Annotated in this window: 13 protein-coding genes; 8 read left to right on the forward strand and 5 right to left on the reverse strand. The window is 61.9% G+C overall.

Features of this window, described 5'->3' with window-relative positions; all coding sequences use genetic code 11:
- Positions 1 to 20 precede the first annotated feature (20 nt).
- From BMZ10_RS02605 to BMZ10_RS02620, 4 genes are all read left to right on the forward strand, one after another.
- Complete coding sequence (locus tag BMZ10_RS02605) at positions 21 to 3,128, forward strand: efflux RND transporter permease subunit (RefSeq protein WP_093458485.1); 3,108 nt, start codon at positions 21 to 23, stop codon at positions 3,126 to 3,128.
- A complete protein-coding gene (locus tag BMZ10_RS02610; RefSeq protein WP_093458486.1) occupies positions 3,125 to 4,615 on the forward strand; it encodes an efflux transporter outer membrane subunit in 1,491 nt (496 codons plus the stop codon). Before BMZ10_RS02605 ends, BMZ10_RS02610 begins: the two co-directional genes overlap by 4 nt.
- Positions 4,616 to 4,736: 121 nt before the next feature.
- Positions 4,737 to 6,827, forward strand: a complete 2,091-nt coding sequence (locus BMZ10_RS02615; protein WP_093458487.1) for a putative bifunctional diguanylate cyclase/phosphodiesterase — start codon at positions 4,737 to 4,739, stop codon at positions 6,825 to 6,827.
- 75 nt (positions 6,828 to 6,902) lie between these two features.
- Positions 6,903 to 7,649 carry an SDR family oxidoreductase gene (locus BMZ10_RS02620; RefSeq protein WP_093458488.1) on the forward strand — a complete coding sequence of 249 codons (747 nt, stop codon included), beginning with the start codon at positions 6,903 to 6,905 and terminating at the stop codon, positions 7,647 to 7,649.
- A 91-nt stretch (positions 7,650 to 7,740) separates the two neighbouring features.
- On the opposite strand, the gene mapR is transcribed toward BMZ10_RS02620, so the two are convergent.
- Positions 7,741 to 9,192 (reverse strand): GntR family transcriptional regulator MpaR, encoded by a 1,452-nt coding sequence (mapR, locus tag BMZ10_RS02625; RefSeq protein WP_093458489.1) that lies wholly within the window; start codon positions 9,190 to 9,192, stop codon positions 7,741 to 7,743.
- A gap of 260 nt (positions 9,193 to 9,452) precedes the next feature.
- The gene (locus BMZ10_RS02630; RefSeq protein ID WP_093458490.1) at positions 9,453 to 9,701 is read right to left on the reverse strand and encodes a DUF3203 family protein; all 249 of its coding nucleotides are present in this window, start codon (positions 9,699 to 9,701) and stop codon (positions 9,453 to 9,455) included.
- 155 nt (positions 9,702 to 9,856) lie between these two features.
- On the opposite strand from BMZ10_RS02630, the gene BMZ10_RS02635 reads away from it, so the two are divergent.
- Positions 9,857 to 10,402, forward strand: coding sequence for an MgtC/SapB family protein (locus tag BMZ10_RS02635; RefSeq protein WP_093458491.1), 546 nt, complete (start codon positions 9,857 to 9,859; stop codon positions 10,400 to 10,402).
- A 47-nt stretch (positions 10,403 to 10,449) separates the two neighbouring features.
- Here the strand turns inward: BMZ10_RS02635 and BMZ10_RS27360 are convergent, their stop codons facing one another.
- Entirely contained in the window at positions 10,450 to 10,971 is a 522-nt protein-coding gene (locus tag BMZ10_RS27360; protein WP_143070243.1) for a hypothetical protein, read from the reverse strand.
- On the opposite strand from BMZ10_RS27360, the gene BMZ10_RS02645 reads away from it, so the two are divergent.
- Genes BMZ10_RS02645 through glgB form a run of 3 tightly spaced genes read left to right on the forward strand, consistent with a single transcriptional unit; the run spans position 10,947 to position 18,557 of the window.
- On the forward strand, positions 10,947 to 12,983 hold the full coding sequence (locus BMZ10_RS02645) for an alpha-1,4-glucan--maltose-1-phosphate maltosyltransferase (protein ID WP_093458493.1): 2,037 nt from the start codon (positions 10,947 to 10,949) through the stop codon (positions 12,981 to 12,983). The genes BMZ10_RS27360 and BMZ10_RS02645 overlap by 25 nt on opposite strands.
- Positions 12,984 to 12,999: 16 nt before the next feature.
- A complete protein-coding gene (gene treS / locus BMZ10_RS02650) occupies positions 13,000 to 16,320 on the forward strand; it encodes a maltose alpha-D-glucosyltransferase (RefSeq protein WP_093458494.1) in 3,321 nt (1,106 codons plus the stop codon).
- Positions 16,321 to 16,322: 2 nt separating this feature from the next.
- Complete coding sequence (gene glgB, locus BMZ10_RS02655; RefSeq protein ID WP_093458495.1) at positions 16,323 to 18,557, forward strand: 1,4-alpha-glucan branching protein GlgB; 2,235 nt, start codon at positions 16,323 to 16,325, stop codon at positions 18,555 to 18,557.
- A 415-nt stretch (positions 18,558 to 18,972) separates the two neighbouring features.
- On the opposite strand, the gene BMZ10_RS02660 is transcribed toward glgB, so the two are convergent.
- Together BMZ10_RS02660 and BMZ10_RS02665 are read right to left on the reverse strand one after the other, a co-directional pair.
- Positions 18,973 to 20,199, reverse strand: a complete 1,227-nt coding sequence (locus BMZ10_RS02660) for an acyl-CoA dehydrogenase family protein (protein WP_093458496.1) — start codon at positions 20,197 to 20,199, stop codon at positions 18,973 to 18,975.
- 73 nt (positions 20,200 to 20,272) lie between these two features.
- Complete coding sequence (locus BMZ10_RS02665; protein WP_093458497.1) at positions 20,273 to 21,646, reverse strand: LLM class flavin-dependent oxidoreductase; 1,374 nt, start codon at positions 21,644 to 21,646, stop codon at positions 20,273 to 20,275.
- Positions 21,647 to 21,649: the final 3 nt, after the last annotated feature.

Consider the following 21,649-nt stretch of genomic DNA (forward strand, 5'->3'; position numbering starts at 1 on the left):
GCCGCCTGGAGCTTTCGCCCATGAACCTGTCGGCTCCGTTCATCAAAAGGCCGGTGGCGACCATGCTCCTGAGCCTGGCAATCATGTTGCTGGGTGTCATGAGCTTCGGGCTGTTGCCCGTCTCGCCGTTGCCGAACATGGACTTCCCGGTGATCGTGGTCAGTGCGTCCTTGCCCGGCGCCAGCCCGGAAATCATGGCGTCCAGCGTGGCGACGCCGCTCGAGCGGTCGCTGGGCACCATTGCCGGCGTCAACACCATGAGCAGCCGGTCCAGCCAGGGTTCGACACGGATCATTCTGCAGTTCGACCTGGATCGCGACATCAATGGTGCCGCCCGTGAAGTGCAGGCCGCCATCAACGCCTCGCGCAGCCTGCTGCCCAGCGGGATGCGCAGCATGCCGACCTACAAGAAGGTCAACCCGTCGCAGGCGCCGATCATGGTGCTGTCGCTGACCTCCGACGTGCTGGAAAAGGGTCAGCTGTACGACATGGCCTCGACGATTCTGTCGCAGAGCCTGTCCCAGGTGAACGGCGTGGGAGAGGTGCAGATCGGCGGCAGTTCGCTGCCGGCGGTGCGTGTTGAACTGGAGCCCAAGCTGCTCGACCAATACGGTGTCTCGCTGGACGACGTGCGCACAACGATTTCCGGCTCCAACGTGCGCCGGCCCAAGGGCTCCGTGGAAAACAGCGAACATAACTGGCAGGTTCAGGCCAACGACCAGCTGGAAAAGGCCAAAGATTACGAGCCCCTGATCATTCGCTACCAGAACGGCGCCGCGCTGCGCCTCAAGGATGTCGCCACGGTCAAGGACTCGGTGGAGGACCGCTACAACAGTGGATTCTTCAATGACAAGGCGGCGGTGTTGCTGGTGATCAACCGGCAGGCCGGCGCCAACATCATCGAAACCGTGGCGGCGATCAAGGCACAACTGCCGGCCCTGCAGGCGGTGCTTCCGGCCAGCGTCAAACTGGATTTGGCGATGGATCGCTCACCGGTGATCAAGGCGACCTTGCATGAGGCGGAGATGACGCTGTTGATCGCAGTGGTGCTGGTGATCATGGTGGTGTTTCTGTTTCTCGGGAATTTCCGTGCGTCGCTGATTCCCACCCTCGCTGTGCCGGTTTCGCTGGTGGGCACGTTCGCCATCATGTACCTGTACGGCTTTTCCCTGAACAACCTGTCGCTGATGGCGCTGATTCTCGCGACCGGGCTGGTGGTGGACGACGCCATCGTCGTGCTCGAAAACATTTCGCGCCACATCGATGAAGGCGTCGCGCCGATGCAGGCCGCCTACCTGGGCGCCAAGGAAGTCGGCTTTACCCTGTTGTCGATGAACGTGTCGCTGGTGGCGGTGTTCATCTCGATTCTGTTCATGGGCGGGCTAGTGGAAAGCCTGTTCCGCGAGTTCTCGATCACCTTGTCGGTGTCGATCATCGTGTCGCTGGTGGTCTCGCTGACATTGACGCCGATGCTCTGCGCGCGCTGGCTGAAGCCTCATGTTCCGGGCAACGAAAACCGCCTCCAGCGCTGGAGCGCACGCGTCAACGACCGCATGGTCGCCGGCTATGATCGCAGTCTGGTCTGGGTGCTGCGTCATCGTCGGCTGACGCTGCTCACGCTGCTCATCACCATCGGCGTGAATATCGCGCTGTATGTCGTGGTGCCCAAAACTTTCCTGCCGCAGCAGGACACCGGGCAGTTGATGGGCTTCGTGCGCGGCGATGACGGCCTGTCGTTTTCGGTGATGCAGCCGAAAATGGACATCTACCGCACCGCGCTGCTCAAGGACCCGGCGGTGGACAGCGTTGCCGGTTTCATCGGCGGCAACGGCGGCACCGGCAACGCCTTCATCATCGTGCGGCTCAAGCCCATTCAGGAGCGCAAGATCGGCGCGGCGCAAGTGGTCGAGCGGCTGCGCAAGGAAATGCCTCAGGTGCCGGGTGGACGTCTGTTCCTGCAACCCGATCAGGACCTGCAACTGGGCGGCGGTCGTGAGCAGACCACGTCGCAGTATCAGTACATTCTGCAGAGCGGCGATCTGGAAAGCCTTCGCCTGTGGTACCCCAAGGTGGTCGCCGCGCTCAAGTCGCTCAAGGAGCTGACCGCCATCGATGCCAACGATGGCGGCGGCACGCAGCAGGTGACACTGGTGGTGGACCGCGACGCGGCCAAGCGTCTGGGCATCGACATGAACATGGTTACCACGGTGCTGAACAATGCGTACAGCCAGCGGCAGGTGTCGACTATTTATGACCCGCTGAACCAGTATCAGGTGGTGATGGAGGTCAATCCCAAGTACGCCCTGGACCCGGTCACGCTGGAGCAGGTGCAGGTGATCACTGCCGATGGCGCGCGGGTGCCGCTGTCGACCATCGCTCACTATGAGCGCACGCTGGAAGACGACCGGGTGACCCACGATGGCCAGTTCGCGTCGGACAACGTCTCGTTCGACCTAGCCGACGGCGTGACCCTTGATCAAGCCACGGTGGCCATCGAACGCGCGGTGGCAGCGGTCGGCCTGCCCGAGGACGTCATTGCCAAGATGGCCGGCACCGCCGACGCCTTCGCGGCCACGCAGAAGAGCCAGCCGTGGATGATTCTCGGCGCCCTCGTTGCGGTCTATCTGGTGCTGGGCATTCTCTATGAAAGCTACATTCATCCGCTGACGATTCTGTCCACGCTGCCGTCGGCGGGCGTCGGCGCGCTGCTGAGCATCTACCTCACCGGTGGGCAGTTCAGCCTGATCTCGCTGCTGGGGTTGTTTCTGCTCATCGGCGTGGTGAAGAAGAACGCGATCCTGATGATCGACCTGGCGCTGCAACTGGAGCGGGTCGGCGGCATGACCCCGGTCGAGTCGATCCGCAACGCCTGTCTGCAACGCCTGCGTCCGATCCTCATGACCACGCTGGCAGCGATTCTCGGCGCCGTGCCGTTGTTGCTGAGCAGCGCCGAGGGCGCCGAAATGCGCCGCCCGCTGGGCCTGACGATCATCGGCGGCTTGGTGCTGAGCCAGATCCTTACGTTATACACAACCCCTGTGGTTTACCTTTATCTTGACCGTCTGCGCCACCGCTTCAATACCTGGCGCGGTGTGCAGACGGATGCCGCCCTGGAAACTCCGCTATGACCGACCGCATCAACGCTCCCGTACCACAGCGCACGCTGCCTTTTCGCCGTACGTTCGGCATTGGCTTCTGCGCGCTGCTGCTGAGTGCCTGCGCGGTCGGCCCGGATTACCAGCGGCCGGACATGCCCACGCCAGCGCACTTCAAGCAGGCCGAAGGCTGGACGCAGGCCAACCCCAGCGACGCGATCGCCCGGGGCGCCTGGTGGGAAATTTATGGCGATCCGCAGCTCAACACGCTGGTGGAGAAACTCAACACGTCCAACCAGACCGTCGCCCAATATGAAGCCCAGTACCGACAGGCCGCCGCACTGGTGCGCAGCGCCCGGGGCGCATTTTTTCCGACGCTGGACCTGACCACCAGCAAGAACCGTTCGAGCCAGGGCACCGGCAGCAGCAGTTCGAGCCTGAGCAGTTCCAGCAGCGGGATCCGCGACACCTACAACGCGCAACTGGGCGTGAGCTGGGAAGCTGACATCTGGGGCAAGCTGCGCCGGGGCCTGGAGGCCGATAAGGCCAACGCCCAGGCCAGCCTTGCCGACCTTGCGTCGATGCAGCTGAGCCTGCAGTCACAGCTCGTCCAGAACTACCTGCAACTGCGCGTCATCGATGAGCAGAAGCGCCTGCTGGAAAAGACCGTCGACACCTATCAGCGCTCGCTGACCATGACGCAGAACCAGTACCGCGCCGGCATTTCCGGGCGTGACGCCGTCGCTCAGGCGCAGACCCAGCTCAAGAGCACGCAGGCGGACCTGATCGATCTGGCGTGGCAGCGTGCCCAGTACGAAAGCGCGATTGCCGTACTGATGGGCCAGGCGCCGGCGGATTTCAGCCTGGCGACCAGCGATTCAGTGCCCGCGCTGCCGCAGATCCCGGTGCAACTGCCTTCGCAACTGCTCGAGCGTCGTCCGGACATCGCTGCTGCCGAGCGTTCGGTCATGGCCGCCAACGCCAACATTGGCGTGGCCAAGGCTGCGTATTACCCGGACCTGACCTTGAGCATGAGCGGCGGCTACAGCAGCAGTACCTTCAGCAACTGGATCTCCTTGCCCAACCGTTTCTGGTCGGTCGGCCCGCAACTGGCGATGACCCTCTTCGATGGTGGTCAGCGCGCCGCGGAAGTGGACCGCACCGAGGCCGTCTACGATCAGACCGTGGCGCAATATCGCCAGACCGTGCTCGACGGCTTCAAGGAAGTCGAGGATTACCTGGCGCAATTGCGCGTCTATGAACAGGAGGCCGGCGTGCGCGCCGAGGCGCTGGCATCGGCCCGCGACTCGTTGCGTCTGACCAGTAACCAGTACAAAGCCGGTTTGATTGGCTATCTTGATGTGGTCAACGTTCAAACCACGGCGTTGAGCAACGAACGCAGCGTGCTGACCCTGCTGGAAAGCCGTCTGGTCGCCAGCGTTCAGTTGATTGCTGCACTGGGTGGTGGCTGGGATGCCGAGACCGGCTTGACGCGTGATCCGCAGTTGTCAGGACGTTAGCCAAGGAAAGTGGCGCATTGCCATAATTCTGACGAGACGGCCGCGACATTCTTGCGGATTTCGGTAAAATCGCCACCGAAATTTCAGGCTGAAAAGCCCACCTGTCGAGTCAAGAGCCAGCATGCTGATCGGCCACTACACGTTTTCCCTGGTCCTGATTTCCGTCCTCGTGGCGATTCTGGCGTCCTACACTGCGCTCGATCTGGTCGGCCGCATCGCTACCGCCACCGGCAAGGCGGTGATGATGTGGATCGGCGGCGGCGCGCTGTCCATGGGCATCGGCATCTGGTCGATGCACTTCATCGGCATGCTCGCGTTCCAGTTGCCGATCGATCTGGGCTTCGATCTCGGCCTGACACTTCTGTCCCTGTTGATCAGCATTCTGTCCTCGGGGTTCGCCTTGTGGCTGGTCAGTCACCAGCGCGTTCCGGTCCTGCACATTCTCTGCGGCGCACTGCTGATGGGGCTGGGCATCAGCGCCATGCATTACACCGGTATGGCGGCGTTGCGCATGCAGCCAGGGATCGATTACGACCCGACGCTGTTCGGCGCGTCCCTGCTGATCGCCGTCGGTGCTTCCGCCGCCGCGTTGTGCATCGCCTTGCGCCTGCGCCGGCAAACGCCGTATGTGCGCCTGGCCCGCGGCGGGGCAGCAATCATCATGGGCTTCGCCATCGTTGGCATGCATTACACCGGCATGGCGGCCGCGGGTTTTCCCGAGGGCAGTTTCTGCGGTGCGGCATCGACCGGTCTGCGCACTGACGGCCTGGACAAACTGGTGCTGGTCACCAGTCTTGCGGTGTTGGGCATCACATTGCTCACCTCGGTACTGGATGCGCGCATGGAAGCCCGTACCGCCGCGCTGTCGCAATCGCTGAGCGACGCCAACCGCGAGCTCACGCAACTGGCCCTGCACGACACGCTGACCGGTCTGCCCAACCGAATCCTGCTGGCCGACCGTATCGAACAGGCAATGCGCAAGGTCGACGCCCACGGCGGCATGTTCGCGGTCATGTTCATGGATCTGGACGGCTTCAAACCGGTCAACGACGCGTTCGGTCACCACGTGGGCGATCAATTGTTGCGCGAGGTGGCGCTGCGCATGCGCGAGAATTTCCACCGCCACGACACGCTGGCGCGCATCGGCGGCGACGAGTTCGTGCTGCTGGTGGAACTGGAAGAGCTCGATGACGCGGCGACAGTGGCGGCGCGGCAGGTTTCGCTGGTCGCCAGGCCCTTCAGCGTGCAGGACCATGACCTGCAAGTGACCGTCAGCATCGGCATCAGCCTGTACCCCGGCAATGGCCAGAGCCAGCAGGAGTTGCTGATGAACGCCGACGCCGCGATGTATCACGCCAAGAGCGCGGGCAAGAATGGCTACAGCTTTTTCGACGCCTCGATGAACACTAACGCGCGTAATCAGTTGCAACTGCTGCAGGATTTACGGGCTGGACTGCGTGAAGGGCAGTTCTGTCTGCATTACCAGCCCAAATTTTCCGCTGGCACCCGCGAGCCTGTTGGTGCCGAGGCGCTGGTACGATGGAACCATCCGCAGCACGGTTTACTGATGCCGGACAAATTCATCGGGCTGGCAGAGAAAACCGGTCTGATCATCAACATCGGTGAATGGGTGCTCAACGAGGCCTGCCGACAGATGCGCGTCTGGTATGACGGCGGATTCACCCATTGGCGGATCGCCGTGAACCTGTCGGCTCTGCAGTTTTGTCATGCGGGACTGGTGGACACCGTCGCCCGCGCGCTGGCGACCCACGGCCTGCCGGCCAACTGCCTGACCCTGGAAATCACCGAAACCACGGCCATGAACGACGCTGACGCCAGCATGACGGTGCTGCAGAAATTGTCGGACATGGGCGTGGACCTTTCCATCGATGACTTCGGCACCGGTTATTCCAGCCTGATGTACCTGAAACGCTTGCCGGCCAACGAACTGAAGATCGACCGGGGTTTCGTGCGCGACCTGGAGCACGACAGCGACGACGCAGCAATCGTTTCCGCCATCGTGGCGCTGGGTCAGGCGCTGAACTTGCGGATCGTCGCGGAAGGTGTCGAGACCGCCAGCCAGCAAAACTTCCTGACCCGTCTGGGCTGTGATTCGCTGCAGGGTTATCTGCTGGGCCATCCATTGCCAGCGGACCGGTTCATGGCTGATATTAGCGCGGCACGGAAACACGTATCCGAAAACACCCACTGACGCTTCACGCTGTGCCAACACATAACAATAGAAAACACACAACACGTCACGAGCATCGATCGATTCGGAAACTTCATGGATAAAAACCTCCTCATCACTGGCGGCTCCCGAGGTATCGGCGCCGCCACGGCAGTTCTGGCGGCTGCACAGGGTTATCGCGTTTGCATCAATTATCTGTCCGACCACGCCGCTGCCGAGCGCGTGTGCGGCCAGATCCGCGAGGCGGGGGGACACGCCATCGCGGTACAGGGAGACGTCAGCAACGAAGACGAAATCATTCGTCTGTTCGCGCGCGTGGATGCCGAACTCGGACGGATCACGGCGCTGGTCAACAACGCCGGCACCGTGGCCGAGACCTCGCGCGTCGATGCGATGTCGGAGTTTCGCCTGCTCAAGATCATGATGAGCAACGTGGTCGGGCCGATGCTGTGCAGCAAACATGCATTGTTGCGCATGCTGCCGCGCCACGGTGGGCGCGGCGGCAGCATCGTCAATGTGTCTTCGGTGGCGGCGCGTCTGGGCTCGCCCGGCGAGTACGTGGACTACGCCGCGTCCAAGGGCGCGCTCGACACCTTCACGGTCGGGCTGGCCAAGGAAGTGGCGGGCGAAGGGGTGCGGGTCAACGCGGTGCGACCCGGGTACATCTTTACCGAATTCCACGCGCTGAGCGGGGATCCGCAGCGGGTCAGCAAGCTGGAGCCGACCATTCCCATGGGCCGCGGCGGGCTGGCCGATGAGGTGGCCGAAGCGATCCTGTGGCTGCTCTCGGACAAGGCGTCGTACTCCACCGGGACGTTCATCGATCTCGGCGGCGGTCGTTAGGTCCGGGGTCGATGAAGCACACCTGCGGCAGCGCAAAGATCCGCTCCCGCAGGTCTGATGTCTTGAGTATGAAATCAGGCAGACCTCGCGTTTAACCCACCATCATTGACCGGATGATCTTGCCCAGGGTCTCCATCGCGCGTTCGCTCGTGTCGCTCCAGGGCGTGCCGTAGTTCAGGCGGATGCAGTGCTTGAACCGGCGCGTAGGCGAGAAGATCGGCCCCGGCGCGACGCTGATGCCCTGCGCCAGAGCAATCTGAAAGACCTTCAGGGAATCCACCTGCTCAGGCAGTTCCAGCCAGAGGAAATAGCCTCCCGACGGTTGGCTCACGCGTGTCTGCGCGGGGAAATATCGCGCCACGGCACCCAGCATGGCGCGCAACTGATCTTCCAGACTGTTACGCAGCTTGCGCAAATGACGGTCGTATCCGCCATGTTGCAAGTAATCGGCAATGGCCGCCTGGGCGGGCATCGAGGCACACAGCGAGGTCATCAGTTTCAGCCGCTCGACTTTCTGCGCGTAACGTCCTGCCGCGACCCAGCCGACGCGATATCCTGGGGCCAGGCTCTTGGCGAACGAGCCGCAATGCAGCACCAGGCCCTCGGTGTCGAACGCTTTGGCCGGCTTGGGCGCATGCTGACCGTAATAGAGTTCGGCGTACACGTCGTCTTCGATCAGCGGGACGTCATGTTTGCGCAGCAATTCCACGAGTTTGCGTTTGCGGGCCTCGGAAACCGTCGCGCCCGTGGGGTTCTGGAAGCTGGTCATGCTCCAGCAGGCCTTGACCGGGTAGCGTTCCAGCGTCTGCGCCAGAATGCCCAGATCGATGCCGGTCTGCGGATGCACCGGGATTTCCACGGCCTTGAGCTTCAGCCGTTCCAGCACTTGCAGGCAGGCATAGAACGCGGGGGCCTCGATGGCCACCAGATCGCCCGGTTCGGTGACCGCTTGCAGACACAGGTTCAACGCTTCGAGCGCACCGTTGGTGATCAGCAATTCTTCCATCGGCAGCATCTGCCCGGCGACCATGTAGCGCAGGGCTATCTGCCGCCGCAACACCGGATTGCCCGGCGACAGGTCACTGACCACCATGCGCGGGTCCATGTCTCGGGTCGCGCTGGCCAACGAGCGGGCCAGCCGTTGCAGCGGGAACAGTCCGGCACTGGGGAATGCCGAACCGAAGGGCACGGTGTTGGGATCCTTGATCGATTCCAGCACCGAAAACACCAGTTCACTGACATCGACCTCGGTGGATTCGCTGACATGAGCCTCCTGCGAGGCATGCGCCGGGCTCTCCGGATCGAAACCCTGGGTGGCAAGGCCCTCGCGGCTGAAGCTGTCGTTGACGAAGTAACCCGACCGCGGGCGTGCGCGAATCAGGCCGCGTCGTTCCAGCAGGTAATAGGCCTGAAAGACCGTCGACGGGCTGATGCCGTGGGTCTGGCTGGCGTAGCGCACCGAGGGCACGCGTTGACCGGCGGCCAGCACACCGGAGCGGATCAGCTCGGCGATATCGTCGGCAAACTTTTCATAACGCTTCATGGAGGGCTCGCGAATGCCCGGTGCAGGGCAGGGAGGCGTTGGGGAACGTCCGGCACTATGCGCGGGAAAGAGGTTTCAGTACAGGTGCAGTTTTTTCGATAAACAGCAGATCAGATGAAACGGGCTTCGACGCCCCGAGCAAATCCGTGGCGACTCCATGAGCGGCTCTGCCCATGGAAATGCGCCGTGATCCCACGACATGTCGCTCGCAGGGCGGTTGTTCAACAGGCGCCTGGCGCGCCCGATCTCGTCAGTTCCGATCAGACGACCGGCGAATCTTCACCCGGCTCCACGCCGACGGTGTGATGGCGCAGGTCGCGGGCTTTGTAGACCGTCAGCGCGTCGGCTTCAGCCTCGGTGATCGGGACTTTCCTGCCGCCGATTTCGGCTTCGGACATGTGTGTGACGTCATTGGTGGTGATGATCACGTCGACCACCGCGCCGCGGTATTCGACGCCGTCGATGAGGGCTGAGCAATGCTCGTATGTGCCATCGAATTCCAGTGGCATGATCGTTCTCCAGCGCAGGTTGATGAAGGTACGACTGCACCTCCAGACCGTCGTTTCCGCCATCCGACCGTGGGCATCATGCCTTGGCGCGGAATTTCGTCCGAGGCGCCGCGGTCCATAGCTCTGATCGCCCGCAACGGGAAAAAGGAATGCCTATGAATGCCTGGTGGCAAGAAGTCGTGGACACGCTGCAAGCCGAATTTTCCGACATCACGGACGCCGCTCAACTGACCCGGGTGACCGTACGATTGGTCATCGCCGCGCTATTGGGGGCGGTGCTGGGGTTTGAGCGCGAGCATAAAGGCAAGGCGGCGGGGGTTCGCACGCACATGCTGGTGAGCATGGGGGCCGCGCTGTTTGTTCTGGTGCCGCGACTGGCGGGTGCTGACGACGCCGCGCTGAGTCGCGTGGTGCAGGGCATCGTGGCCGGGATCGGTTTTCTTGGCGCAGGCACCATTCTCAAGGGCGAGAATCTCAATACGCATCAGGTCAAAGGACTCACCACCGCTGCCGGTCTGTGGATGACCGCCGCCATTGGCATCGCCGCAGGAATGGGCAGGGAAATGACCGCTGTGCTGAGCACCATTCTGGCGCTGGGGATTCTCAGTCTGATGCCGTACATCGTTGATCGCTTCGATCCGCCAGAGAACCGGGAAAAGCGCCCGGATCGCAAGACCGGCGGCAATTCCCAGCAGCCCTGAGCATGCCCGATCCCGCCAGAGCAGGCGTCGGCATGCCCAGGCGTGGATCATTCCGGAAAGTTGTCGTCGAGAACCGCAGGTGGCTCCTGGGAAGGCGGGTCGCCCTTGGGCTCCTCGATTACCGGAGGCATGGTTGGCGGTGGCGGCACTTCGGGATTGCGCCCCGGCAATTCCGGGTTGTCGATGTTTGGATCGGGTGTTTCTGCGGGAATGGGAATGTTCATGGCTTCACCTTCCTTGAGCGCCGTGTCGAGAGGCGTCATTGCCGGTTTTTCAAAGCGCTCGCAGGCTTCGACCTGTCGCCGCTTTGAATGATTCAGCACAATTCTCAAGCGCGGATCAAACGGCTGACTAAGCTGGCATTGCTTCGATTTTTTTGCATCACAAGCTCTTTGAACTTTTCCCCAAGGCTGGCGTTCGGAACCTATGCGGCCACGTCGGGATGCGGTGAATCCGGTGGCTCCCCCTATTGTTTCTATGGATAAGACGTTGCTGGAACGGACTCTTACAAGGAGCGTCCCTGGGGCGTGAGGAGTGATGCTCGATGAATGTGACTGCAGATCAGCCATACGGTCCGGATTCCCTGGCCACCGATATACCGCACCCAACCCAGCCTTTACCCCTGACTCAGGCCTTGCAGCTGCCGCGTATCGTGATTGAAGACACGCAGCCGGTGATCGATGCCGGGCAGCTTGCGGCCAAGGCGATCGTCGGCCAACCGGTGGTGGTGACCAGCAAGGTATTCGCCGACGGTCACGACAAGATGGCCGTGCGTATCCTGTACCGTGCAGCAAACGAAGAAGAATGGCACCAGGCACCGATGCGGGAGCTGGGCAACGACAGCTGGATCGGCGAGTTCACCCCGACATCCGTGAGCCGGTATGTGTTCCGTCTCGAGGCCTGGATAGACCAGTTCGCCAGTTATCGCTACGAACTCGAGAAGAAGTATTCAGCCGGCGTGCCCATCGGCCTTGAGCTGGAAGAGGGGCGTCTGCACCTGGTCCATGCGGCCGAACGCAGTCAGCATGAATTGCGGGGCCAGCTCGACAGCCTTCTGCGGCGCCTGGGTGAGAACACTGAGCACGAGGCTCAGGTGGCGCTGCTGCTCAACAGCGAAACTGCGGCGATCATGGCCAAGGCCGACAATCACGCGTTTCTGAGCCGCAGTATTGAATTCCCCCTTGAGGTCGAGCGCGAGCGTGCCCAGTTCGCCAGTTGGTACGAACTGTTCCCGCGCTCGATTACAGACGACAAGCATCGCCACGGCACCTTCAATGACGTGCACAGCCGGCTGCCGATGATCCGCGACATGGGATTCGACGTGCTGTATTTCCCGCCGATTCACCCGATCGGTCGTGCCCATCGCAAGGGTCCGAACAACTCGCTGCAGGCAGGGCCGGACGATCCCGGCAGCCCGTACGCCATCGGCAGCGCTGACGGCGGCCACGACGCGATTCACCCGCAACTGGGCACCCGTGAGGACTTCCGCAATCTCGTCGCGGCCGCAGCCGAGCACGGGCTTGAAATCGCGCTCGATTTCGCCATCCAGTGTTCTCAGGATCACTTGTGGCTCAAGGAGCACCCGGGCTGGTTCTCGTGGCGCCCGGACGGCACGATTCGCTACGCCGAAAATCCGCCGAAAAAATATCAGGACATCGTCAACGTCGATTTCTACGCTCCGGACGCGATCCCGAGTCTGTGGCTTGAGTTGCGCGACGTGGTGCTGGGCTGGGTCGAGGAGGGCGTGAAGATCTTCCGCGTCGACAACCCGCACACCAAGCCGCTGCCGTTCTGGCAATGGATGATTGCCGACATCCGGGCTCAGCACCCGGACGTGATGTTCCTCGCCGAGGCGTTCACCAAGCCTGCAATGATGGCGCGGCTGGGCAAGGTAGGTTATTCGCAGAGCTACACCTACTTCACGTGGCGCAACACCAAGGCCGAGCTGGCCGAGTATTTCACCCAGCTCAACGAGTCGCCGTGGCGCGAGTGCTACCGGCCCAACTTCTTCGTCAACACGCCGGACATCAACCCGTACTTCCTGCACGATTCAGGGCGTCCGGGATTCCTCATCCGCGCGGCGTTGGCGACCATGGGCTCGGGCCTGTGGGGCATGTATTCGGGCTTCGAGTTGTGCGAGTCGGCGCCTGTGCCGGGCAAGGAGGAATACCTGGACTCCGAGAAGTACGAGATTCGTCCGCGGGACTTTACCCAGCCTGGCAACATCATTGCCGAGATCGCCCAGCTCAACCGCATCCGTCGCCAGAACCCGGCGTTGCAGACGCACCTTGGGCTGCGCATTTACAACGCCTGGAACGACAACATTCTCTACTTCGGCAAACGCAGCCATGACGGCAGCAACTTCATTCTGATCGCGGTGAGTCTGGATCCGGTCAACCCTCAGGAAGCTCACTTCGAGCTGCCGCTGTGGGAGCTGGGTCTGCCGGACGACGCCGCGACCCTGGGCGAAGACCTCATGACCGGGCACACCTGGACCTGGTACGGAAAGACGCAGTGGATGCGCATCGATCCGTCTTATCAGCCGTTCGGAATCTGGCGCATCAAAACCACAAACCAATAATTCAAAGGATGTGGTCATGGCGAAGAAGCCTCGCAACGCTGCCTTTATCGAAGACCCGCTCTGGTACAAGGATGCGGTGATTTACCAGGTCCACGTGAAGTCGTATTTCGATTCCAACAACGACGGAATCGGCGATTTCCCTGGCCTGATCGCCAAGCTTGATTACATTGCCGAGCTTGGCGTGAACACCATCTGGCTGTTGCCGTTTTATCCTTCGCCGCGCCGCGACGATGGTTACGACATCTCCGATTATCGGGGCGTACACACCGATTACGGCACCATGTCCGATGCGAAGAAATTCATCGCCGAGGCGCACAAGCGCGGACTGCGGGTGATTACCGAACTGGTCATCAACCACACCTCTGACCAGCATCCCTGGTTTCAGCGGGCGCGCCATGCCAAGAAAGGCTCCAAAGCCCGGGACTTCTACGTCTGGTCTGACGATGACCAGAAATACGACGGCACGCGGATCATTTTTCTCGACACGGAAAAATCCAACTGGACCTGGGACCCCGTGGCAGGCCAGTACTTCTGGCATCGGTTCTACTCGCACCAGCCGGACCTGAACTTCGATAATCCGCAAGTCATGAAGGCGGTGCTGGAAGTCATGCGCTATTGGCTGGACATGGGCATTGACGGGTTGCGTCTGGATGCGATTCCTTACTTGATCGAGCGAGACGGCACCAACAACGAGAACCTGCAGGAGACGCACAACGTGCTCAAGCAGATTCGTGCCGAAATCGACGCCAATTACCCGGACCGCATGCTGCTGGCCGAAGCCAACCAATGGCCTGAAGACACGCAGCTGTACTTCGGCGATCGCAAGGGCAAAGATGGCGACGAGTGCCACATGGCCTTTCACTTCCCCTTGATGCCCCGCATGTACATGGCGGTGGCGCAGGAGGACCGCTTTCCGATCACCGACATTCTGCGTCAGACCCCGGAAATTCCGGAGAACTGCCAGTGGGCGATTTTCCTTCGTAACCACGATGAGCTGACCCTGGAAATGGTCACCGATCGTGAGCGTGACTATTTGTGGAACTACTACGCCTCTGACCGCCGCGCGCGGATCAACCTGGGCATCCGTCGCCGCCTGGCGCCGTTGCTTGAGCGTGACCGACGCCGTGTAGAGCTCCTAAACAGTATGTTGTTGTCCATGCCAGGCACGCCGACCCTGTATTACGGCGACGAAATCGGCATGGGTGACAACATTTATCTCGGCGACCGCGACGGCGTGCGCACCCCGATGCAGTGGTCCATCGACCGAAATGGCGGGTTTTCTCGGGCCAACCCGGCCAGTCTGGTCCTGCCGCCGATCATGGACCCGCTTTATGGCTATCAGTCGGTCAACGTCGAGGCCCAGGACCACGACCCGCATTCGCTGCTCAATTGGACCCGGCGCATGCTCGCCGTGCGCAAGCAGCAGAAGGCGTTTGGCCGTGGCACGCTGAAGATGCTTTCCCCCAGCAACCGCCGCATCCTTGCCTACACCCGCGAATACACCGGGCCCGACGGCAAGAGTGAAATGATCCTGTGTGTCGCCAACGTCTCCTCAGCATCCCAGGCGGCCGAACTCGAACTGTCGCAGTACGCCGGCACCGTGCCGGTGGAAATGCTTGGCGGCAGCGCCTTTCCACCCATTGGCCAGCTCAATTACCTGCTCACGTTGCCGCCCTATGGCTTCTACTGGTTCTTGCTGGCCGCGGAGAATCAAATGCCCAGCTGGCACGTCGAACCCGCTCAAAGCATGCCGGACTTCCCGACGCTGGTGCTTAAACAGCGCCTGGAAGAAATCCTCGATCAACCGCTGCGCCAGACCATGGAGCAGACGTCGTTGTCGGTCTATCTGCCCAAGCGACGCTGGTTCGCGGGCAAAGGCACGGCCATCGACAACGTTCACATCGCCTATGCGGTGCGCTTCGGCACCACGGTGCGCCCGGTTTTGCTGAGTGAGATCGAAGTCACGTCAGGGGATGAGGTGGTGCGCTATCAGTTGCCGTTCGGCCTGTTGCCTGAAGACGACATCAGCAGCGCGCTGCCGCAGCAACTGGCCCTGGCCCGTGTGCGGCGCGGGCGTCAGGTCGGGTTGATTACCGATGCCTTCACCCTGGAGCCGTTCATTCGCGCCGTCATCAAGGGCATGCACGAAGAGATCGTGCTGCCGACCAATGATGGCGAACTCAGGTTCCAGCAGAGCTCGAAACTTGCGCCGCTGGGCTTGAATGAAGAGTCTGAGGTCCGCTATCTGTCTGCCGAGCAGTCCAACAGCTCGGTGGTCGTGGGCAAGGCGCTGGTCCTGAAAATGATCCGCCGTGTTGCCGCCGGCACTCACCCGGAACTGGAAATGGGCGCCTATCTGACCGAAGCCGGTTATTCGCACATCTCGCCATTGCTTGGCGCGGTGGTGCGGGTGGATCAGCAGGGCGAAAGCAACCTGTTGATGATCGCCCAGGGTTACCTGAGCAATCAGGGCGATGCCTGGGAGTGGACGCAGAACAATCTCGAACGCGCAGTGCGCGATGAGATGGCCCACGGTCATTCCAATCTCGAACAACATGCGAACGCGCTGCTGGAGCTCAAGGATTTCGCAGGGTTGCTGGGTCAGCGGCTGGGCGAAATGCATGTGGTATTGAGCGCGCCCACCGAAAATCCGGACTTCAAGACCGAGGTCACCAGCGTCAAGGACAGTCAGGCATCAGCAAAAAGTGTCTCGGCGCAGATCGAGCGTGCGCTGGGTTTGCTCGAACAACATCGAGATTCTCTGGAACCGCAGGATCAGCAATTGGTCAGTGAACTGCTGAGTAAACGCAAAGCGCTGCTGGCCCAGGTGCAAACCCTGGCCAGACAGTCAGTGGGCGGGTTGCGGATGCGGGTCCACGGTGACTTGCATCTGGGGCAGATGCTGGTGGTCAAGGGCGATGCTTATCTGATCGATTTTGAGGGTGAACCGGCTCGACCGCTGCAGGAAAGAAGGGCGAAATACAGCCCGTTCAAAGATGTCAGCGGCGTGTTGCGATCCTTCGACTACGCTGCCGCGATGGCTGTACGCAATGCGCAGAGCGCCGATACTTCGCCGCAGGCGCAAGCGGCGCGCAAACATGTTGCCGATACGTATTTGAGTCAGGCACGGGAAGCATTCCTCGAGGGCTACGCCAAAGCCACGGGCGAGGTCGCCCATGCCTGGAAAGATGCCAAGGGAGAAGCCGCCGCACTGGCGTTGTTCACCCTGGAAAAAGCCGCTTATGAAGTGGCCTATGAGGCCGAGAATCGGCCGACCTGGTTGTCGGTTCCGCTTCAAGGTTTGCGCGGGCTGCTGGACCTGTCTGATGGAGAATGAAAATGAGTGCGTCTGACCAATTCGGCAAAGGCAACCATGAGTTGTTGCCCAACGCCGCAGATATGGACGCGTTGATCCGCGCCGAACATCGTGACCCTTTCTCCATGCTCGGCCCTCACAGCGACGGCAAGGAGGGCCAGGTTATCCGCGCCTACCTGCCTAATGCTTTGAGTGTGCGGGTGCTGTCTCGCGATGGCGAGCGTGATCTGGGCGAACTGAGCATGAGCGAGAAGCCGGGCTTCTTCGCCGGGCATTTTGACGTCCGCGAGCCGTACTTGCTGAAGATCACCTGGGCGACCGGCGAGCAGATCACCGAGGACCCTTACAGCTTCGGCCAACTGCTGGGCGAAATGGACTTGTACCTGTTCGCCGAGGGCAATCACCGCGACCTGAGCAGCGCGCTCGGCGCGCAGGTGAAGAATGTCGACGGCGTCGACGGCGTGCGGTTCTCCGTCTGGGCGCCGAACGCGCGCCGTGTGTCGGTGGTGGGCGACTTCAACAGCTGGGACGGCCGCCGTCACCCAATGCGTTTGCGCCATCCTACGGGCGTCTGGGAAATCTTCATCCCGCGCATCGGCCCGGGCGAGTCTTACAAATATGAAATCCTCGGTCAGCACGGCGTTTTGCCGCTCAAGGCCGATCCGATGGCCCTGGCCACTACGCTGCCACCGGACACTGCCTCGAAAGTGGCGGCGCCGCTGAGTTTCGACTGGCAGGACAACGACTGGATGCAGTCGCGCGGTGACAAGCAGGACATTCACAAGCCGCTGTCGATCTACGAATTGCATGCTGGCTCATGGAAGTGGCACCACGGCGGCGAAGACGAACCGGATCGGCCGTTCAACTGGCACGAACTGGCCGAGCACCTGATTCCGTACATCAAGGATCTGGGTTTCACCCACATCGAGCTGATGCCGATCATGGAGCACCCGTTCGGCGGCTCGTGGGGCTATCAGTTGCTCTCGCAGTTCGCACCGAGTGCGCGCTACGGCACACCCGAAGATTTCGCGGCGTTCGTCAACGCCTGTCACCAGAATGACATTGGCGTGATCCTCGATTGGGTGCCGGCGCATTTCCCGACCGACACCCACGGCCTGGCGCAGTTCGACGGCACGGCGTTGTACGAATACGGCAACCCCCAGGAAGGCTTTCATCAGGATTGGGACACGCTGATCTACAACCTCGGTCGTACCGAAGTACACGGCTTCATGATTGCCTCAGGCTTGCACTGGCTGAAGAATTTCCACGTCGACGGTCTGCGCGTCGACGCGGTGGCGTCCATGCTGTATCGCGACTATTCACGTAAGGCCGGTGAGTGGGTGCCTAACCGCTATGGCGGCCGGGAAAACCTGGAGGCCATTGATTTCCTGCGTCACTTGAACGACGTCGTTGCTCTGGAAGCACCAGGAGCGCTGGTTATCGCCGAAGAATCGACGGCCTGGCCGGGCGTCAGCCAGCCGACCCAGCAGGGCGGCCTGGGCTTTGCCTACAAGTGGAACATGGGCTGGATGCATGACACGCTCAAGTACATCGAACAAGACCCGATTCATCGTCAACATCACCATGATCGACTGAGTTTCGGACTGGTGTACGCGTGGTCGGAGCGCTTCATTCTGCCGATCTCCCACGACGAGGTGGTGCATGGCAAGCATTCGCTGATCGACAAGATGCCGGGCGACCGCTGGCAGAAATTCGCCAACCTGCGCGCCTATCTGTCGTTCATGTGGACCCATCCGGGCAAGAAGTTGCTGTTCATGGGCTGTGAGTTCGGACAGTGGCGTGAATGGAACCACGACACCGAGCTGGACTGGCACTTCCTCCAGTATGCCGATCACAAGGGCGTGCATACGCTGGTGGGGGATCTGAACCGCCTGTACAAATCGGAAAAGGCGCTGCACGAGCAGGACTGCCAGCCCCAAGGGTTCCAATGGGTTATTGGCGACGATGCCGGCAATAGCGTTTACGCGTATCTGCGCTGGAGCAGGGAGGGCGAGCCGCTGCTGGTGGTGGCCAACCTGACGCCTGTGCCGCGTGAAGATTATCGCGTGGGTGTGCCTTTCAGCGGCAAGTGGGCTGAAGTGCTCAACTCCGATGCCGACGTTTACGCGGGGTCGAACTTCGGTAACGGCGGCGCAGTGACCGCGCAGGACGTCAAAAGCCATGGCCAGCCCTGCTCGCTGTCGCTCAGGCTCCCGCCACTGGGGGTCGTGGTATTCAAGCCCATAGCCGACAAGTGATACGGCAGCCGCCACGGCCAGTCTGTGGCGGCATCCTTTCTAAAGCGCGTTTGGTTGGGCAAGGGTGGGCAGCCGCTGCACAGGTGGTGGTTGGAAGTCAGTCTTCGCGGGCAAGCGCGCTCCTACAAGGGTAATGCGGAGCTGACTTGTATCGAGCGGGGCCACAAAAAATTGGGGCGAGCTTACTCATAAAGGCTGACTTCCGGACACTGCATCTCCATAGCGTGCACTGGCTCCTTCCCGGCTGAAGCCGGTCCTATAGACGGCGCAAGCTCTTCGTAGGACCGGCTTTAGCCAGGAAAAGGCCGGTGCGTCCGTCGGGCATGCGGCGGTGGGAATTCAGTCTTCGCGTGCAAGCTCACTCCTACAGACTCCAAGTCGGCCGCAACCAATCCAGGCTGCGCCACGCGACCGTTTACGCAACGCCGATTTTCCACTGTGCCGGGGGCGGGGTGCCGTTGACGGCGAAGTCGCCGACGATGCGGTCTTTGTAGATGCGCGGGTTGTGCGATGCCAGGGTCCGGGCGTTGCGCCAGAAGCGGTCCAGACCGTTCGGTCGCAGGGTCGCCGAGGCGCTGACGGCGTCGAACATCCGCGAGCTGGCGTCGATGATCAGGTCGCTGACGATGGTTTGCGACTGGGCGATTTCCAGTTCGGCGATGTCCACGGCCTGTCTCAGCTTTTCGGCATCGCCATGGGCGCCCGCTTCGTAGGCGCGCTGGATCGCCTCGGCATTTTTCAACACGATGGCGCCTGCGCTGTAGGCGGCCGCTCTGAGGCTGCCCACCACCTGCAGGACCTGCGGATCCTGCGCGACCCTGGACGCGTTGCCGTTGCTGAAGCTGCGGGTGCGCTTTGCCACGGCATTGGCCACTTCGCCGCTGAGGGCCCGACCGATGCCGGCCAGGTTGGCCAGATGAATGATCTGGAAAAACGCCGGCGAATATTGGAAACGCTCCTCGTTGCTGACGATGTTGCGAGGATCGACCGCCACCTGACGGAAATACGCCGTGCCGCTGGCGGTCAGGGTCTGACCGAAGCCGTTCCAGTCGTCGACGACTTCGACGCCGTGTGCATCGCGGCGTACGGTCACGAACACCCGCTTGCGGTCGTGGTCGCTGACCGCCACGTCGATCCAGTCGCTGTAGAGGCTGCCGGTGGTGTAGAACTTCTCGCCGTCGATGCGCCATTGCTCGCCGTCCAGGTACAGCCGGGAACTGAGTTGCGATTGCGGCGTCTGGCCGACTTCGCCAGTCGCCGGGCCCACGGTTTCGCCTCGTCCGATGCGTTCCAGCCAGAGGTGACGCCGCGCCTCGTTCGGGCTGTTGAGCACGCTTTCGGTAAAGCCCAGGTGGCCACGCAAGGCCTGCACCAGGTTGGAGTCCGCCTCGCCCAGTTCGATCAGCAGGTTGGTCAGCTCCGGAATGCTGACGCCCGAACCGCCAAAGGCCTTGGGCACCCGCAAAGCCGTGAAACCGGATGCCTTGAGCAACTGGATTTCTTCAAATGGCAGGCGCCGCTCGAGCTCGCGGGCGATCGCGCCTTCGCGCAGCGTGGCGAACAGAGGGCGGAAGCGCTCGGCCAGTTGTTCATAGTCGGCGGAAGGGCCGGCGCCCCATGCGGCGTTGATTTGGTGGGTCATGCGGGATTCTCTTTGCAGTCGAAAAAGGTCAGGCGAACGCCGAATTCAAGGCCGGTCGCCGTCATCGGGGCGATCAGATCGCCAGGGAAACTTCTCGCTTGAGTGTCGCCGGATGCGCGGGGCGCGGCAGGCCAAGGCGCTCGCGCAGGGTGTTGCCGACAGGCCCCTCGGCTGGCACCAGGCCACGACGTTTGAGCTCCGGAAGGATCAGCGAAATGAAGTCGTCGAGGCCCTCGGGATACGTCGGCGGGAGGATATTGAAGCCGTCCGCGCCGTAGCCCTCGAACCACGCCTGCAGCTGATCCACCACTTCTTCCGGCGAGCCGACCAGCGTCCAGTGCCCGCGTGCGCCGGCCAGACGCAGGTACAACTGGCGAATGCTCAGGCCTTCGGCAGCCAGTTGCAGAATCAGTTGCTGACGACTTTTCGACGCATTGGTGGCGGGCAGGTCCTGCGGCAACGGCCCGTCGAGGGATAAGTGCGACAGGTCGACCCCGCCGAGAAGGCCGGACAGCAGGCTCAAGCCGACCTGCGGATGCACCAGGTCCTGCAGGCGCTGGTGTTTGGCGTGGGCCTGGGCGGAAGTCGGTGCAGTAAAGATTGTCACGCCTGGCAGAATCTTGATGTGCTCGGGCTTGCGCCCCAGCACGGCCGCGCGGGTCTTGATGTCGCTGTAGAAGGCCTGCGCATCGGCCAGGCTCTGATGGGCGGCGAAGATCGCCTCGGCCGTGGCAGCGGCCAGCGCGCGGCCATCGTCGGAGGCGCCGGCCTGCACCAACACCGGCTTGCCCTGGGGCGAGCGCAGTACATTGAGCGGTCCGCGAACGTGAAAATGTTCGCCCTGATGATCGGCCAGGTGCAGCTTGGTGCGATCCAGGAACACGCCACTTTCCTTATCCAGCAGCAGCGCGTCGTCTTCCCAGCTGTCCCAGAGCTTGTCCACCACCTGATGAAATTCCCGGGCCCGGCTGTAGCGGTCGGCGTGTGCTGCCTGGGCGCCCTGCGCCGAGGTGCCGAAATTCTTCGCCGCGTCCGGGTCGCTGCTGGTCACCAGGTTCCAGCCGACGCGGCCGCCACTGATATGGTCGAGGGAGGCGAATTGCCGGGCCAGGTTGAACGGTTCGCTGTAGCTGGTGCTGGCGGTCGCGATCAGGCCGATGCGCGAGGTGACGGTCGCCAGTGCCGAGAGCAGTGTCAGCGGTTCGAAACTCAGACTGGGCGCGATTACGCGATCGAACGTCGGCGCATCGATCCCCCGCACCGACACGCTGTCGGCCAGAAACAGCGTATCAAATCCCGCCGCCTCGGCCTTGCGCGCCTGATCGATGAAGTGGTCCAGACGAATCCCTGCGTCGGCCTGGGAGCCACTGTCGCGCCAGGCGGCGATGTGGTGACCGGTGGCCCGCAGGAAGAGGCCGAGCTTGAGCGTGTCTTTGCGTTGAGTCATGTA

Origin of the sequence: Pseudomonas sp. NFR16, from assembly GCF_900108875.1 — a bacterium.
In the GTDB taxonomy this organism is placed as follows: Bacteria; Pseudomonadota; Gammaproteobacteria; order Pseudomonadales; family Pseudomonadaceae; genus Aquipseudomonas.

Excerpts from the sequence above, each read along its gene's own strand:
- BMZ10_RS02620 (WP_093458488.1), top strand. The coding sequence starts at position 6,903 with ATGGATAAAAACCTCCTCATCACTGGCGGCTCCCGAGGTATCGGCGCC.
- mapR (WP_093458489.1), bottom strand. The coding sequence starts at position 9,192 with ATGAAGCGTTATGAAAAGTTTGCCGACGATATCGCCGAGCTGATCCGC.
- BMZ10_RS02635 (WP_093458491.1), top strand. The coding sequence starts at position 9,857 with ATGAATGCCTGGTGGCAAGAAGTCGTGGACACGCTGCAAGCCGAATTT.
- treS (WP_093458494.1), top strand. The coding sequence starts at position 13,000 with ATGGCGAAGAAGCCTCGCAACGCTGCCTTTATCGAAGACCCGCTCTGG.
- BMZ10_RS02605 (WP_093458485.1), top strand. The coding sequence starts at position 21 with ATGAACCTGTCGGCTCCGTTCATCAAAAGGCCGGTGGCGACCATGCTC.
- BMZ10_RS02660 (WP_093458496.1), bottom strand. The coding sequence starts at position 20,199 with ATGACCCACCAAATCAACGCCGCATGGGGCGCCGGCCCTTCCGCCGAC.
- BMZ10_RS27360 (WP_143070243.1), bottom strand. The coding sequence starts at position 10,971 with ATGGCTGATCTGCAGTCACATTCATCGAGCATCACTCCTCACGCCCCA.
- BMZ10_RS02630 (WP_093458490.1), bottom strand. The coding sequence starts at position 9,701 with ATGCCACTGGAATTCGATGGCACATACGAGCATTGCTCAGCCCTCATC.
- BMZ10_RS02665 (WP_093458497.1), bottom strand. The coding sequence starts at position 21,646 with ATGACTCAACGCAAAGACACGCTCAAGCTCGGCCTCTTCCTGCGGGCC.
- BMZ10_RS02645 (WP_093458493.1), top strand. The coding sequence starts at position 10,947 with ATGAATGTGACTGCAGATCAGCCATACGGTCCGGATTCCCTGGCCACC.
- glgB (WP_093458495.1), top strand. The coding sequence starts at position 16,323 with ATGAGTGCGTCTGACCAATTCGGCAAAGGCAACCATGAGTTGTTGCCC.
- BMZ10_RS02610 (WP_093458486.1), top strand. The coding sequence starts at position 3,125 with ATGACCGACCGCATCAACGCTCCCGTACCACAGCGCACGCTGCCTTTT.
- BMZ10_RS02615 (WP_093458487.1), top strand. The coding sequence starts at position 4,737 with ATGCTGATCGGCCACTACACGTTTTCCCTGGTCCTGATTTCCGTCCTC.